We start from the raw sequence: 15,834 nt of genomic DNA on the forward strand, positions 1-15,834 counted from the left end.
GTTGATTGCCCAGACGTCAGTGGAAGAGTCCAGTAGACGGGCACCGGGGATTTCTGGTTCACGCAGCAGCATGGAAAAGGGGTGACGGACGGGTTGCACGAGCATGGGGGAGACTCCTGTCGAGGGGGGCTGGGCGACGGAGTTATTTAAGGTGTTAGAAAGGGCGGTTGGCTACTGTCAGAAATAACAGGTTGGGTATGTTTCCAGATGAATGGCAGTCATCCCCTTGGGCAGTATCTATCCGGATTACGCGGTGCCAAACAGACAAATGACTATACCCCCGCTCCTTACTGTCATCGAGGGTCACCGTCGCATCGCTCGGGTTTGATGCTTTACTGAAAAGACCCTGAACCCCAGCGAGAACGCCGCAATGAACCGCAACGACCTGCGCCGCGTGGACATGAACCTGCTGGTGATTTTCGAAACGTTGATGTTCGAGAAGAACCTGACCCGGGCCGGGGAGAAACTGTTTCTCGGTCAGCCCGCTGTCAGTGCTTCGCTGGCCAAGTTGCGCGATCTGTTCGACGACCCGCTGCTGGTGCGCAACGGTCGGGTGTTGGAGCCGACCCAACGGGCGTTGGCGATTCTCAAGGAGTTGCAGCCGGCGATGGACACCATTTCCGGCGCGGTCAGCCGGGCCAAGGATTTCGACCCGTCCACCAGCCGCGATGTGTTCCGCATCGGCTTGTCCGACGACGCCGAGTTCGGTCTGTTTCCGCCGCTGCTCAAGCAAATACGCGAAGAGGCGCAGAACGTCGTGGTGGTGGTGCGAAGGGTGAATTACTTGCTGATGTCACCGATGCTGGCCTCCGGGGAGATTTCCGTCGGGATCAGTTACACCACGGAGCTGCCGGCCAATGCCAAGCGCAAGAAATTGCGCGACCTGAGCGTGAAGATTCTGCGTGGCGACAACCGTCCCGGCCCCCTGACCCTGGATGAATATTGCGAACGCCCTCATGCGCTGGTGTCTTTTTCCGGAGACTTGACCGGTGCTATCGACAACGATCTGGCGCGCATCGGCCGCTCGCGGCGGGTGGTGCTGGCGGTGCCGCAATTCGCCGGGTTGCGTGCCCTGCTGGCCGGCACCGACCTGCTGGCCACGGTGCCGGATTACGCGGCGTGTGCGCTGATCGAAGGCAGCAGCCAGCTGCGGGCCGACGACCCGCCGTTTGACATCGTGCTGTCCGAACTGTCCATGGTCTGGAACGGGGTCAACGATAACGACCCGGCAGAACGTTGGTTGCGTTCGCGAATTGCGCAACACATGTCGGCTGAGTTGCCGGTGCTTTGAGCGCGTTGAAAGCCGGATCGGTCTCGCGCAGGAAGATCGGCAGGTCGGTCATCGGTGGCATCGCCGGGATGTCGAAATACATCTGGATCACCCAGCCGCGGTGGTAACTGGCGTGATTGACCACGTGCAGCAGCATCGCGCCGGCGCTCATGGTGCCGCTCTCGCCGGAGACGAACGTGAACTCGACCGGCTTATCCAGCGACCTCTCGGTCTGCCTTGCGCTCCAGTTGCAATACCAGTGATCGATGTCCTTTTGCGCCATGCGCAAATCAGCCAGGTCGGGATGGAGCAGATCGTGTGAGGTTTTGAAGCCGTGCCCTCGGCCTTCGAGGTGAGCCTGCCAGATGCAGTCCACGACATAGATGTGATTCAGGGTGCCGATCATGTTCTTGAACACCGACACCCGCTCTTTGTTGACCTCCCCCGGCGGCAGCGCGGCCAGGCTGTCAAAGAGGCGCTCATCGGCCCATTGCTTGTAATCGGCAAGCATGCGGGCAGTGCGTATGTTGATCATCAGAGTTCTCCCATTACGATGGGCACACTGGCAAGCATAGACCGCTCGGCGGCTGGCAGCGCAGACGCTGATAACCGGCACCTCACCGCAACGCGACAGCTGCTACAGGGAATGCGGTGTCAGGCGTTGTACCACCCGATCAGCCAGCGCCAGGCAGCTGGTGAGGCCCGGTGATTCGATGCCGAACAGATTCACCAACCCCGGCACACCATGCTCGACCGGGCCGCTGATGAGGAAGTCGGCGGCCGGTTCGGTCGGGCCGGAAATCTTCGGGCGGATGCCGCTGTAGGCGGGTTGCAGGCTGTTATCGGGTAACGTCGGCCAGTAGCGGCGGATGGCCTGATAGAACCCGTCGACCCGGCGCGGATCGACGCGATAATCGACATGGTCGACCCATTCGACGTCCGGCCCGAAACGCGCCTGCCCGCCAAGATCGAGGGTCATGTGCACGCCCAGGCCGGCGCTCTCCGGTGCCGGATACACCAGATGCCGGAATGGCGCCCGGCCACTGAAACTGAAATAACTGCCCTTGCACAGGCGTGCCTCGGGAACGTATTGCGTCGGCAAGCCTTCGATCCGGCTCGCCACCTCCGGCGCGGACAAACCGGCGCAATTGATCAACTCGCGACAGGTCAAGGTCATCGGCTGTGCGCCGCCCATGTGCAATTCGAAACCTTGTTCGGTGCAACGGGCGGACACCAACGGCGTGTGCAAGGCAATCGAAGTGCCCGAGGCTTCGGCGTCTGCCTGAAGCGCCAACATCAGCGCATGGGAATCGACGATCCCGGTGGACGGCGACCAGAGCGCGGCGACGCAGGACAGCGCCGGTTCAAGCGACCGAGCCTGCCCGGCGTCCAGCCATTGCAAGTCATCGACGCCATTGCGCCGGCCCTGCTCCAGCAACCTCTGCAAGGCCGCGCACTGGCTGTCATCGGTGGCCACGATCAACTTGCCCAGGCGCTGGTAATCGACACCGCGCTCATCGCAAAAGGCGTACAGGCGATGCTTGCCCTCCACGCACAATTGCGCTTTCAGGCTGCCGCTCGGGTAATAGATGCCGGCGTGGATCACTTCTGAATTGCGCGAACTGATGCCCACACCAATCCCCTCGCCGGCTTCGATCAGGATCACTTCCCGCCCGCTACGGGCCAGTGCCCTGGTCACCGCCAGGCCAACCACGCCGGCGCCGACCACCACGCATTCGATATCGACGCTCACCTGCCCTCCGCTCATGTCAAGCCAGCCCTCGTTCCCGATAATCGATCAGGCTGGAGAATATCGCCAGCAGCATGGCCATGACCACGAAGAAGATCAGCACCAGGAAATACGAGCCGGTGAACTGCACGATCAATCCGATCAGGATCGGCACGATAACCCCGGCCATGTTGCCGCAGAAGTTCATGGTGCCGGCCAGCACACCGGTTTTCGAGGTGCCGCCGAGGATCGACGGAATGCACCAGTACATGCCGCACCAGCGAATGAAAAACATCGCTACGCAGAGCAGACCGATGGCCTTGCCGGCTTCATTGGTATAGGCCACCGCCAGCATGCACAGGGCCGCGACCAGCGCCGAACCACTGAACATGCTGCGCATCACCAGGTTGGGCGAGGCGCCGCTGGTTTTCCATTTATCCCCCAGATAACCGCCCACCAGCTCGCCGACGAAACCGCACATGAAAATCAGGAAGGTCGCACCGCCCATGCTCGAAATGTTCAGGCCGTGGGTCTGGTGCAGGTAGCTCGGCATCCAGGTCAGCAAACCGTAGAACACGCTGAGAATGCAGCAGTAACCGGCGAACATCGCCAGCACCGAACGGTCCTTGAGCAGCTCTTTGAGGGAGATGCTGGTCACCGTGCCGGGTTGGCTGACTTTGCGATTGCCTTCGGTGATGTGCGCCAGTTCCGCCGCGTTGACACCGGGGTGTTCGCTGGGATGGTTGCGGATGTATTTCCACGCCAGTACACCGGCAAGCATGGTGCCGATACCGGCGATCACGAAGGCGATGCGCCAGGAATCGAACCAGCCGATCAGCCCGGCAATGATGATCGCGCCGAAAGCACTGCCCAGCGGTGCGCCGCCATCGACCAGCACCGCGCCGCGTCCGCGTTCGTTGGGGGTCAGCCAGGCGCCGTTGAGTTTGGCCCCGGCCGGCATGATCGGCGACTCGGCGATGCCCAGCCCCATGCGCGTAATCAACAGCGTGATCCAGTTATGCGCACCAGCAGCCAAGGCCTGGAAGGCGCCCCAGGCGACAGTCGCGATGACGATGACGCGACGGGTCTGAAAACGGTCCAGCAGCATGCCGCCGGGAATCTGCATCAATGCGTACGACCAGAAAAACGCACTGAGCATCAAGCCTTCCAGCGCGGGAGGGATCTGGAACTCACTGGAAATCAGCGGCAAGGCCACCGACAGCGAAGCGCGGTCGATGTAGTTGATGGCGGTCAGCAGCAACATGATGAGGAAGATCCGCCAGCGCACGCTGGTCGGACGCTCGGTGGCAGACGCGGCGGCGAGCCGCAGGGTTTCAGCACTCGGATTGTTCATGAGGGGCGCTCTTGTTGTTGTGGGTGCAAGCGGCCCAATACCCGCCTATTAACGCAAAACCTGTAGGAGCGAGGCTTGCCCGCGAAGGCGGAGTGTCAGTGGACATCATTGTTAATGACACATCGCCTTCGCGGGCAAGCCTCGCTCCTACTGGGTTTACATCTTGGCTGACGGGTATTGGGTAAGCACCCCAACTCTAATCACGCGTCCTCGGGCTGAATAATGAGGGGATCTGATTAGGGGATCACCAAACGTCATCCCCCGAAAAGATCAGAACGTCCCGGGGTAACTGCCGCCGTCCAGCAGCAGGTTTTGCCCGGTGAGGAAACCGGCATTGGCGCTGCAGATGAACGCGCAGTAGGCGCCGAACTCATCGGGTTGCCCGAAGCGCTGGGCCGGCACGTGCTTGCGCCGCTGTTCGCTGATGCTTTCGACGCTGGTGCCATTGGCCTCGGCGGCGGCGCTCAGGGTCTTGTGCAAACGCTCGGTCTCGAACGGTCCCGGCAGCAGATTGTTGATCGTCACGTTATGCCCGGCCAGCCGCGACTGGCGTGCAAGCCCGGCGATAAAACCGGTCAGGCCGCTGCGTGCGCCATTGGACAGTCCCAACACATCGATTGGCGCCTTCACCGCGCCGGAGGTGATGTTGACGATACGCCCGAAACCGCGCTCGGCCATGCCATCGACGCAGGCCTTGATCAGCTCGATGGGCGTGAGCATGTTGGCATCCAGCGCCTTCAGCCAGTCGTCGCGCTGCCAGTCACGGAAGTCACCCGGGGGCGGTCCGCCAGCGTTGTTGATCAGGATGTCCACCTGCGGACACGCCGCCAACACCTGGTCGCGCACTGCGGGCGTGCTGATGTCCCCGGCCACCGTGCGCACGTCGATGCCCGGCGCCAGGCTGCGCAATTCTGTAGCGGCAGCCTGCAAGGTTTCGTCACCCCGGGCGTTGATCACCAGGTTGACGCCCTCCTTCGCCAAGGCCCGCGCACAGGCCAGACCCAGGCCCTTACTGGCGGCGCAGACGATGGCCCAGCGACCTGAAATACCCAAATCCATGACGATGCTCCTGACGGTTGGAAAACCTCACGTTACCACCAGGACCCGCCTCGCCGGGGGATGACAAAGGGTGATCGGCGGATCAGACCTTTTCATTATCAGCCGCCTCCCACGCTTATTACTGTCTGCGGACCAATAAGAACCGGAGAAACCCATGAACCCGTTCCAGTTTTATTTCCCCACCACTTTGAAAAGCGGCAATGGCCTGGTGCGTCAGGCCGGTGCATTGCTCAAGCCCCATGTTCGGAAAAAACTGCTGGTGGTCACTGACGCAGGGCTGATGGCGTCGGGCGTGATGGAAGGTTTTTTCGCCTCCCTGGCCGAGAGTGACATCGGCTATGAAGTGTTTTCCGGCGTCGAACCGAACCCCACCACCGACGTGCTGGAACGAGCCGTGGCCTTCCTGAAAAACCACGACTGTGACTCGGTGATCGGTGTCGGTGGCGGCAGCAGCATCGACACCGCCAAGGGCGTGGCGGCCATGGCCACCAACCCCGGCAACATCCTCGACTACGAGGGCTACGACAAACTGCTGCACCCACCCCTGCCGATCTTCGCGATCCCGACCACCTCCGGCACTGGCAGCGAATGCACCGCCTCCACCGTGTTCACCAACACCAAGACCCTGTTCAAGACCGTGATCATCAGCCCGGCGCTGTTTCCGAAACTGGCGATTCTCGACGCCGAGCTGACGCTCAAACTTCCACCGTCGATCACCGCTGCGACGGGCATGGACGCCTTGACCCACGCCATCGAATCCTACGTGTCGAAGCAGGCCAACCCGGTCAGCCAGGCCCTGGCGCTGCAAGCGATCAAGATGATCTGCACGCACCTGCCCAAGGCATTTTTCAGCGGCTCCGACCTGCACGCCCGGGAACAGATGCTGCTTGGGTCGTTCCTGGCGGGCGTGGCCTTCGCCCAATCGAAACTGGGCAACGTGCATGCGATCTCCCATACCTTCGGCGGCGTCTTCAACATTCCCCACGGCATCGCCAACGCCACGCTGTTGCCCTACGTCATCGAATACAACCTGGCGGCCTGCCCGGAGCTGTTTCGCGAGATTGCCATCGCCATGGGCGAAGACATCGACGGCCTGAGCCTGGCCCGCGCCGGGCACAAAGTGGTGGACCACGTGGTGGCGCTGAACAAGGCCATCGGCATTCCCGACAACATCAAGGACCTGGGCGTGGACCTGGATTACATGCCGCAAATGGTCAGTGACTCGATGCGCAGCGGCAACGTGCTGGTCAACCCACGCCTGACCACCGCCGCCGACATTGAGCGAATCATCAGCAACGCCTGGCACGGCACTCATTCCTGAAGAGAACACGCCCATGTTTTACGAAATGCGCACCTACACGATTCAAATCGGAAAAATGCAGACCTACCTCAAGCACTTCGAGGAGGCCGGGCTACCCGTGATCTCCCGCTACACCACGCTGGTGGGTTGGTGGTACACCGAAATCGGCGAGCTGAATCAGGTGATCCACATCTGGGCCTACGAGAGCCTTGATGACCGGATCAAGAAACGGGCCGCGCTGTATCAGGACCCTGACTGGCTTGAGGGTTTCGTGCCGAAAGCGTTCCCGATGCTGGAAAAGATGGAATCGAAACTGCTGATCGCCGCCGATTTCTCCCCGATCAAATAAACCCCTGTGGGAGCGAACCTGCTCGCGATAGCGGTATGTCAGACGCATCAAGGTTAACTGGCACTCCCCATCGCGAGCAGGCTCACTCCCACACGGGGATTTGTACTGGCCTGCCGAATCGGCTCAAACCAAGGACAACCTCATGTGCGACCACAATCCCAACAATACCGCCGCCGACCGATCTCCCGACATCAAGGCCTTGCTCGAAGGCCTGCCCACTAACTGGGGCAAATGGGGGCCGGACGATGAAGTCGGGGCCCTGAATTACCTGCAAAGCGCCGAGATCCTCCGGGGCATCGCCTCGGTGCGCCAAGGCAAGACCTTCACCCTGCAAGTGCAGATCGGCCATCCCAAGGGCGAGCCGTTGTGGCCCGGCCGACGCCCGTCGATGCGTGTCAACGTGCTGGACAAGGGCCACTTCCTGGCGGGCAAGACCCACTTTGACGGTCACGTGGAATACGCCGACGATGTGATCTTCATGCACCTGCAAGGCTCGACTCAATACGATGCGCTCGGCCACGTCTGGCACGACAACAAACTGTGGAACGGCTACGACGCCATGAGCACCATCGGCAGCATGGACAAGGCCAGCATCCTGCCGATTGCCGAACGCGGAATTGTCGGCCGCGCGGTGCTGATCGACATGGCGCGCCATCGCGGCAAAGCGGTGCTGGACAAGGGGGAGACCTTCAATCACCTGGACCTGCTGGCCGCAGCAAAAGCCCAGGGCATCGAGATCGAGAAACGCGACATCCTGATCATCCGCACGGGTTGGATCGGCTCGTTCTATGAGCGCGAACCGGAAGAGTTCTACAAGGACTTCGCCGAGCCGGGCCTGACCTTCAGCCGCGAGCTGGTGGAGTGGTTTCACCAGATGGAAATTCCCAACCTGGTGACCGACACCATGGCCAACGAAGTGGCGGTCGACCCCTCCTCGGGCGTGTTGATCCCGCTGCACAATGCCTTGATGCGCAACCTCGGCGTGACCTTCACCGAAGTGGCGCTGCTCGACGACCTGGCCACAGATTGCGCCGAAGACGGCCAGTGGCAGGTCCTCTACACCGCCGCGCCGTTGAAGATTGTCGGCGGGACCGGTGCGCCAGTGAATCCGATTGTGATCAAGTAGTCAGGTCCTGCTTCAGCTCGTTGATCAGCAGGGTCGCTGCCGGAGACAGGTCGGCGCCGACCCGGCTGATCACACCATAAGGCTCGATCAGCGCGCGCATGGACACCGGCAATTTCACCAGCAAATCGTGTTGCTCGCAGAATTGCGCGACTTCCACCGGGATCACCGCCAGCAAGGTCGGGTCCTGCTGCACCAACAGAATGGTGGCGAAGGTCGATGAGGTTTCCAGCGGATAACGCGGAATCTCCAGCCCCGCCTCATTTAACTCACGCTCCAGGGCCTGGCGCATCGGCATGTCCTTGGGGTAGACCACCCACCGGTAATCGCTCAGTTGCGACAACTGCAACGACTCGGCACGGGCCAACGGATGGTCTTTGCTGGCGACCACCGCCAAGGGCTCTTCGCTGAGTTCGATGCAGTCATAAGCGTCCGAGCGCTGGCCGACGCTGGTGCGACAGATCGCCAGGTCCAGCCGCCCTTGATCCAGCAAACCGAGCAAGGTGGCGCTGGTGTTTTCCACCAGTTCCACGGACAACTCCGGCTGCTTGAGCCTTAATTCGCTCAGGGCCCGGGTCAGCAACGGCACCGCGCCCATGATCACGCCTACCGACAACCGCCCGCCCTGGCCCTGCATGATGCTGAGCATTTCCTCGCGCAAATGTTCGACGTCGCTGTAGATCAGCCGTGCATACCGAATCATGCAACGGCCCATTTCATTAGCAACCAGGCCCTTGGGCTGACGTTCGAACAGCGGCATCCCAAGCAACGACTCGACTTCGTGCAAGGCCTTGGTGGCGCCGGACTGGGAAATCGAAATGTGCTCGGCGGCCTTGTGCAACGAGCCACGATCGTCCAGCGCGATCAGCAACCGCAGTTGTTTGAGTCGAAGCCGCGAAGCGATGCTGCCAAGTGAAGGAACCATATCGGTGTGTGCTCGATTCAATGGACAAATCCGTCAGGCCCACGCCGCCATTTGCCGGCGTGGGCAAAGTGGTTAGCTCAGGGGCGCCCTGCTCCACTGGCCATCGACCAGTCGATTGAGGCTCAGCGGGTTAGCGTTTTGCAGCGCCTGGGGCAGGTACTCATCAGGATAGTTCTGGTAGCAGACCGGCCGCAGGAAGCGATCAATGGCCAAGGTGCCGACTGAGGTGCCGCGCGCATCCGAAGTGGCTGGATAGGGTCCGCCATGCACCATCGCATCGCTGACTTCGACGCCGGTCGGGTAGCCGTTGAGCAGCAAGCGTCCGACCTTGTCTTCGAGTAGCGGCAACAGGTCGCCGAAGCGATCCAGGTCCGCCGGGTCGGCAATCAGCGTGGCGGTCAGTTGACCGTGCAAACTGCCGAGCACGGCGCGCAGTTGGTGCGGGTCTGCGACCTCCACCACCACCGTGGCCGGGCCGAAGATTTCTTCCTGCAACAACGGATCGCCGTCGAGCAACAACTGTACGTCGGCCTTGAACAGCTGCGGTTGTGCCGTGGATTTGCCCTGCGGCTGACCGGCGAGGTGATCGACCCGTTCGTGGGCCACGATGTGTTGAAGACCTGCGCGATAGCTGTTCAGGGCGCCAGCGTTGAGCATGGTCTGGGCCGGTTGGCTGCCCATGTTTTGCGCGAATACGTCCAGGAACTCGCTGAACTGCGGCGAGTGCAGACCGATGATCAGTCCGGGGCTGGTGCAGAACTGGCCGCAGCCGAGGTTGATCGACGCGGTCAGTTCCTCGGCGACTTGGCTGCCACGGGTGTTCAGCGCCTCAGGCAGCAGGATCACCGGGTTGATGCTCGACATCTCGGCGAACACCGGGATCGGTTGCGGGCGCGCGGCGGCCAGGTCGGACAAGGCTCGACCGCCCTTCAATGAACCGGTGAAACCGACGGCCTTGATGCCATCGGCCTTGACCAACCCCTGGCCGACACCCGCGCCGTAAATCATGTTGAACACGCCCGAAGGCATGCCGGTGCGCTGTGCCGCGCGCACGATGGCGCCGGCCACGCGATCCGCGGTCGCCATGTGCCCGCTGTGGGCCTTGAACACCACCGGGCAACCGGCGGCCAGCGCAGAAGCGGTATCGCCACCGGCGGTGGAAAACGCCAGTGGGAAATTGCTCGCTCCGAACACGGCGACCGGGCCGACGCCGATGCGGTACTGACGGATGTCCTGGCGCGGCAACGGTGTGCGTTCGGGCTGAGCCTGATCGATCCGCGCACCGAGAAAATCACCCCGGAGCAACACCTGCGCAAACAAGCGTAACTGGCCCGTGGTGCGATTGCGCTCACCGCGAATCCGCCCTTCGGGCAAGGCGGTTTCCTGGCACACCAAGGCGATAAAATCGTCACCCAGCGCATCGATTTCATCAGCTATTGCGCCAAGAAATTCCGCACGTCGTAACGGCAACAGCTGACGAAACGGGGCAAAAGCTCGCGTGGCGGCCGTCACTGCCAGCTCGACTTCCTGATCATTGGCCTGATGAAAAACATAGGGCAGTGCTTGCCCGGTACTGGCGTCGAAACTCTGCAACGTTTCGCCGCCCAGAGCGCTGCGCTGCCCGTCGATAAACTGCTGGCCCAAAATAGCGGACATCAAAAACTCCCTCGCCGGCGTTCGGCAGGCGATCATTCGAATTGAAGGGGTACGCCTATGGCGCACGCTTCACTCTATTGGCCGGGCTGATGGGCAACAAATGACAACAACGGGCCAGGGGATGAGTATTCGTCATCCCCCGCCCGTCATCGGTGGCACCAGGTGTCAGTGAATCGCGACCGGGTTGATGTTGACCTGGGTCGAGCCCTTGTACAGCGGCTGTCCGAGGACGAACATGAACTCCCAGGCCTTGTCCTTCACCAGCGCGCGGCTGTCGATCAATTCAAGGTTGTAGATGCCGTTCTTGGCCAGCATGAACTGGTTGACCGGGAACTCCTGGCCGTCTTTCGCCGGGTAGATCTCCGAGGCCCAGGTGTCGCCGCCGAACGCGACGATCTGCTTGTCCGCCAACCATTTGGCCGCCGCCATGCCGATGCCCGGCTCCACGGCGAGGAATTTCTCGTTGTCCTTGCCCAGCAGTTCCAGCCAACCGGTGTTGAACAGCACCACGTCGCCCTTCTGGATGCTGATGCCTTGCAGGTCCAGTGCCTTCTGGATGTCGGCAACGCTGAACTCGGTTTTCTCCGGCACGATGGCGCTGCCGTACACGGCGGTCATGTCCAGCACCACGCCACGGGTGACGATGGGCGGGACTTTTTCGATGCCGAGTTTTTTCACGCCTTCGACGGTGACGAAGTCCGCCGCACGGTTGCCGTTGTAGTAGACATTGTCGATGCCGATATGGCCGATGCCGTTGAGTTGGGTGCCGACACCGGTCCAGCCGACCACCAGTTCATCGTTGAAGGTGAACTTGTTAGGCCCCATGGTGGTGCCACCCGCCTCGCCCGGCTGGATGTTGGTCAGGTGAAAACTGCGGTGACGGAAGGCTGGCAGAGTCTTGTCGATGGGCACGGCCAGCGGATAGGTTTTGCCGCTCTTGATCAATTTGGAGGCGTTGATCACCGACTCGGCGTTTAACAGATTCAGCGCGCCGATTTCATCGTTGGCGCCGTATTTCGAGGGATACCATTTTTCGCTATCCGCCGCATGGGCGGCATGGAGGGTGAACAACAGGGCAAACGGCAGTACCAATCGGGTCAGCATGAGCGGGTCCTTGTGAGGTTGCAGTGGACCCAAGGTACGCAGCCCGTCCTTGCCGAAACAGACAGGGATGGGCAATACAATTGTTCTGGATTATCACGAGTGACATCAGTGGGGGTGAGCCTGCTCGCGACAGCGGCGGGTCAGCCAGCATCGACGTCGGCTGACAGACCGCTGTCGCGAGCAGGTCCACTCCTACAGGGAATGTTGTAAGCCGGAGGGCCATTAGGGGGCTGGCAGCCATTTCGTATGCAACTAACTGTCAATTAGCTGAACCAGTTCTAACTTCAATATCAAGTTTCGATGTTTTCCCCATTCATCTTGGTATTTGGCGGGTATTGGCGGTTGACTTCACCCACCTCCCTGAGTAAATTGCCCGGGCCTTCGACGAAGGCCTTTTTTCAACTCACAAAAGAATCCAATGGACACAGTATCTAGTCGCTGTCGGGTCACTGCGAATTCGCGGAGCCTGGCACATAACCCAGTAAATGACGGGACTCGATTTTTCGGTCGGGTGAGCTGCGCTAGAGCTTGATGCTCCACCGTAACTTGCCTCACCGGCGTCCGTCCGGTCCAGAGGCATGTTATGAACTTCAAAACCACCGTAATGCCGGGCGTGCGCGCCTTTGCATCGACCATGCGGGTCAAACTGTGCCGTGAACGCCTGTTGACGACTTGGGTCAGCGCCCCGTTTTCCAGCCCTTCCGCCCCTGCCAAGGCACACCCTCGTGCCAACTGGCGCGTCTGCCCGATGACGGGTCGGCTTCAGCAACGCTGGAGCTTCGACGACAGCCAGGAACCACCGAGTCGGCGCATCGCGCGGATGCTCGGCCTTACCCTCGAGCCCCGCGCATTCAGTTGACCTGAAGACACTTTAAAGTTCTTCCCCCAGCGTTTTCCTTGATAGGGAATTCGGCAACTTCTTATTGCCTGTTAAAACACAAAGTTATCGGAGTTAGTTATGGACGAAGCCAGTAGACGGTTCGCTGCGCATCAACTTTTGATTGATACGCAGCGAACGTTAAAACACAAGAAAACAACACTTTCGAAATTGATCGCCTGTTTGCGACTCGACATACATTCGCTCGCCTATGAATAGTTGAGCGAGCCGTGTGTCGTGCCGCAAGACGGCGGCAGGAGCACACACAATGACGACTGTAAAAACGCCGAATACTCGCGCCAAAGGCGCCAGCAGCGATAACGCCAAACTGTCGATGCGCGCCGCCCGGGAAGCGCAAAACAACCTGACCGTGACCCTCGCCAATCTCAACGCCACCCCTGACGGTTTGACTGAACTCGAGGCCGAAGGCCGGCTAGCCCGCGCAGGCTATAACGAGGTCGCCCACGACAAGCCGCCTCACGCCATCGTCCAACTGCTCAAGGCCCTGAACAATCCCTTCATCTATGTCCTGCTGACCCTGGCAGGCATCAGTTTCTTCACCGATTACTGGCTGCCGATCAGCCAGGGCGAAGGCGACGAAGCGGACCTGACCAAAGTCATCATTATCATGACCATGGTTACCCTGAGCAGCCTGCTGCGGTTCTGGCAGGAATACCGCTCGGCCAAATCCGCCGAAGCCCTCAAAGCCATGGTGCGCACCACCGCAACCGTGCTGCGACGCGGACAAAACGGCAACACCCCGGTGCTGCGCGAAGTGCCGATGCGCGAACTGGTGGCCGGCGACATCGTTCAGCTCAGCGCCGGGGACATGATCCCGGCGGACATCCGCCTGATCGAATCCCGCGACCTGTTCATCAGCCAGGCGGTGCTGACCGGCGAAGCCTTGCCTGTCGAGAAGTACGACACCCTGGGCGACGTCGCACAGAAGTCGGCGACCCGCAGCGCTGCCGATCAATCCAACCTGCTGGACCTGCCGAACATTTGCTTCATGGGCACCAACGTGGTCAGCGGCACGGCCAAAGCGGTGGTGGTCGCAACCGGCCCGCGTACCTACTTCGGCTCGCTGGCCAAAGCGATTGTCGGTTCGCGGGTGCAAACAGCCTTCGACCGCGGGGTGAACAGCGTCAGTTGGTTGTTGATCCGCTTCATGCTGGTCATGGTGCCGATCGTGTTCCTGCTCAACGGCTTCTCCAAGGGCGACTGGAGTGACGCGTTCCTGTTTGCGCTGGCAGTCGCGGTCGGCCTGACCCCGGAAATGCTGCCGATGATTGTCAGCGCCAACCTGGCCAAAGGCGCGATGGCCATGGCCAAGCGCAAAGTGGTGGTCAAGCGCCTCAATGCGATCCAGAACTTCGGTTCGATGGACGTGCTGTGCACCGACAAGACCGGCACCCTGACCCAGGACAAGATCATCCTTGAGCACCACGTCGACAGCAACGGCCGGCGCGACGACACGCTCCTCGAACTGGCGTGGCTCAACAGCCATCACCAGAGCGGTCTGAAAAACCTGATGGACCAGGCGGTGGTGCAGTTCGCCAATGCCAATCCAAAATTCAGGGTGCCGTTTGCCTACAGCAAGGTCGATGAGTTGCCGTTCGACTTCGTCCGTCGGCGCCTGTCGATCATCGTCAAGGACAGCCGCGACGATCATCTGATGGTGTGCAAAGGCGCGGTCGAGGAAATGCTGAGCATCGCCAGCCAAATTCACGAAAACGGCACCGTCGTGGCACTCGATGCACAGCGCCGCAAAGACCTGCTGGCGCTGGCCAACGAGTACAACGAGGACGGTTTCCGGGTGCTGCTGGTCGCCACCCGCGAGATCCCGAAAGCGCAAAGCAAAAACCAGTACAACACCGCGGATGAGCGCGAGCTGGTGGTTCGCGGCTTCCTGACCTTTCTCGATCCACCGAAGGAAACCGCGGGCCCGGCGATTGCCGCGCTGCGCGACATGGGCGTGACCGTCAAGGTGCTGACCGGCGACAACGCGGTGGTGACTTGCAAGATCTGCCGCGAAGTCGGGCTGGAACCCGGTACGCCGCTGCTCGGGCCAGACATCGAGAGCATGGACGACACCACCCTCAAGCTGCGGGTCGAAGAACGCACGGTGTTCGCCAAGTTGACGCCGCTGCAAAAGTCCCGGGTGCTCAAGGCGTTGCAGGCCAACGGTCACACCGTGGGTTTCCTCGGTGACGGCATCAACGACGCCCCTGCCCTGCGCGATGCCGATGTCGGCATTTCGGTGGACAGCGGCACCGACATCGCCAAGGAATCGGCCGACATCATTCTGCTGGAGAAGAGCCTGATGGTGCTGGAGGAAGGCGTGCTCAAGGGCCGCGAGACCTTCGGCAATATCATGAAGTACCTGAACATGACCGCCAGCTCCAACTTCGGCAACGTGTTCTCGGTGCTGGTGGCCAGTGCGTTCATTCCGTTCCTGCCGATGCTGTCGATCCATCTGCTGCTGCAAAACCTCATGTACGACATCTCTCAGTTGTCGCTGCCGTGGGACAAGATGGACAAGGAGTTCCTGCGCAAACCACGCAAGTGGGACGCGAAAAACATTGGCCGTTTCATGCTGTGGATCGGGCCGACCTCATCGGTCTTCGACATCACCACTTTCGCCCTGATGTGGTACGTGTTCGCCGCCAACAGCGTGGAAATGCAGGGCCTGTTCCAGTCCGGCTGGTTCATCGAGGGGCTGCTGTCGCAGACGCTGGTGGTGCATATGTTGCGCACGCAGAAGATTCCGTTCTTCCAGAGCACGGCGGCGTTGCCGGTGATCCTGATGACCGGGTTGGTGATGGCGCTGGGTATCTACATTCCGTTCTCGCCACTGGGTACTTTGGTCGGCCTGCAACCGCTGCCGTGGGCGTACTTCCCTTGGCTGGTGGGCACCCTGCTCAGCTACTGCGTGTTCGCGCAGATCATGAAGACGATCTACATCCGCCGCTTCAAGCAGTGGTTCTGATGGCCTGAGCCCCCGAAATCCGGGGGCAATCCCAAATGACCTGAACACCACAATCCCCTGTGGGAGCGAGCCTGCTCGCGATAGCTGACGGACATCCAA

The 15,834-nt window shown here is 60.9% G+C and carries 13 protein-coding genes; 6 read left to right on the forward strand and 7 right to left on the reverse strand.

Annotated features, from left to right (window positions below; all coding sequences use genetic code 11):
* Window positions 1-370 precede the first annotated feature (370 nt).
* Window positions 371-1,291 (forward strand): LysR substrate-binding domain-containing protein, encoded by a 921-nt coding sequence (locus tag FHL16_RS23570; protein ID WP_077749432.1) that lies wholly within the window; start codon window positions 371-373, stop codon window positions 1,289-1,291.
* Here the strand turns inward: FHL16_RS23570 and FHL16_RS23575 are convergent.
* The 4 genes from FHL16_RS23575 to FHL16_RS23590 form a co-directional block, all read right to left on the reverse strand.
* Complete coding sequence (locus FHL16_RS23575) at window positions 1,212-1,805, reverse strand: DinB family protein (protein WP_077749433.1); 594 nt, start codon at window positions 1,803-1,805, stop codon at window positions 1,212-1,214. The genes FHL16_RS23570 and FHL16_RS23575 overlap by 80 nt on opposite strands.
* A gap of 102 nt (window positions 1,806-1,907) precedes the next feature.
* Entirely contained in the window at window positions 1,908-3,023 is a 1,116-nt protein-coding gene (locus tag FHL16_RS23580) for an NAD(P)/FAD-dependent oxidoreductase (RefSeq protein WP_042933077.1), read from the reverse strand.
* A gap of 16 nt (window positions 3,024-3,039) precedes the next feature.
* Complete coding sequence (locus FHL16_RS23585; protein WP_010455258.1) at window positions 3,040-4,353, reverse strand: MFS transporter; 1,314 nt, start codon at window positions 4,351-4,353, stop codon at window positions 3,040-3,042.
* Between the two features lie 270 nt (window positions 4,354-4,623).
* Window positions 4,624-5,412, reverse strand: a complete 789-nt coding sequence (locus FHL16_RS23590; RefSeq protein ID WP_077749434.1) for an SDR family oxidoreductase — start codon at window positions 5,410-5,412, stop codon at window positions 4,624-4,626.
* A 154-nt stretch (window positions 5,413-5,566) separates the two neighbouring features.
* On the opposite strand from FHL16_RS23590, the gene FHL16_RS23595 reads away from it, so the two are divergent.
* From FHL16_RS23595 to FHL16_RS23605, 3 genes are all read left to right on the forward strand, one after another.
* Complete coding sequence (locus FHL16_RS23595) at window positions 5,567-6,733, forward strand: iron-containing alcohol dehydrogenase (RefSeq protein ID WP_077749435.1); 1,167 nt, start codon at window positions 5,567-5,569, stop codon at window positions 6,731-6,733.
* Window positions 6,734-6,746: 13 nt separating this feature from the next.
* Complete coding sequence (locus tag FHL16_RS23600; RefSeq protein ID WP_077749436.1) at window positions 6,747-7,061, forward strand: NIPSNAP family protein; 315 nt, start codon at window positions 6,747-6,749, stop codon at window positions 7,059-7,061.
* Window positions 7,062-7,203: 142 nt separating this feature from the next.
* Window positions 7,204-8,187, forward strand: coding sequence for a cyclase family protein (locus FHL16_RS23605; protein ID WP_077749437.1), 984 nt, complete (start codon window positions 7,204-7,206; stop codon window positions 8,185-8,187).
* Here FHL16_RS23605 and FHL16_RS23610 read toward each other — a convergent pair.
* The 3 genes from FHL16_RS23610 to FHL16_RS23620 form a co-directional block, all read right to left on the reverse strand.
* A complete protein-coding gene (locus FHL16_RS23610; RefSeq protein ID WP_077749438.1) occupies window positions 8,180-9,109 on the reverse strand; it encodes a LysR family transcriptional regulator in 930 nt (309 codons plus the stop codon). The genes FHL16_RS23605 and FHL16_RS23610 overlap by 8 nt on opposite strands.
* 72 nt (window positions 9,110-9,181) lie before the next feature.
* Entirely contained in the window at window positions 9,182-10,765 is a 1,584-nt protein-coding gene (locus tag FHL16_RS23615; RefSeq protein ID WP_077749439.1) for an aldehyde dehydrogenase (NADP(+)), read from the reverse strand.
* 165 nt (window positions 10,766-10,930) lie between these two features.
* Window positions 10,931-11,869 (reverse strand): cyclase family protein, encoded by a 939-nt coding sequence (locus FHL16_RS23620; protein ID WP_077749440.1) that lies wholly within the window; start codon window positions 11,867-11,869, stop codon window positions 10,931-10,933.
* A 583-nt stretch (window positions 11,870-12,452) separates the two neighbouring features.
* Here FHL16_RS23620 and FHL16_RS23625 point away from each other — a divergent pair.
* Window positions 12,453-12,728, forward strand: a complete 276-nt coding sequence (locus FHL16_RS23625; RefSeq protein ID WP_077749441.1) for a hypothetical protein — start codon at window positions 12,453-12,455, stop codon at window positions 12,726-12,728.
* A 286-nt stretch (window positions 12,729-13,014) separates the two neighbouring features.
* Window positions 13,015-15,735 carry a magnesium-translocating P-type ATPase gene (mgtA, locus tag FHL16_RS23630; protein WP_077749442.1) on the forward strand — a complete coding sequence of 907 codons (2,721 nt, stop codon included), beginning with the start codon at window positions 13,015-13,017 and terminating at the stop codon, window positions 15,733-15,735.
* Window positions 15,736-15,834: the final 99 nt, after the last annotated feature.

The organism is Pseudomonas sp. FSL W5-0299 (assembly GCF_005930655.1).
Classification (GTDB): Bacteria; Pseudomonadota; Gammaproteobacteria; order Pseudomonadales; family Pseudomonadaceae; genus Aquipseudomonas; species Aquipseudomonas mandelii.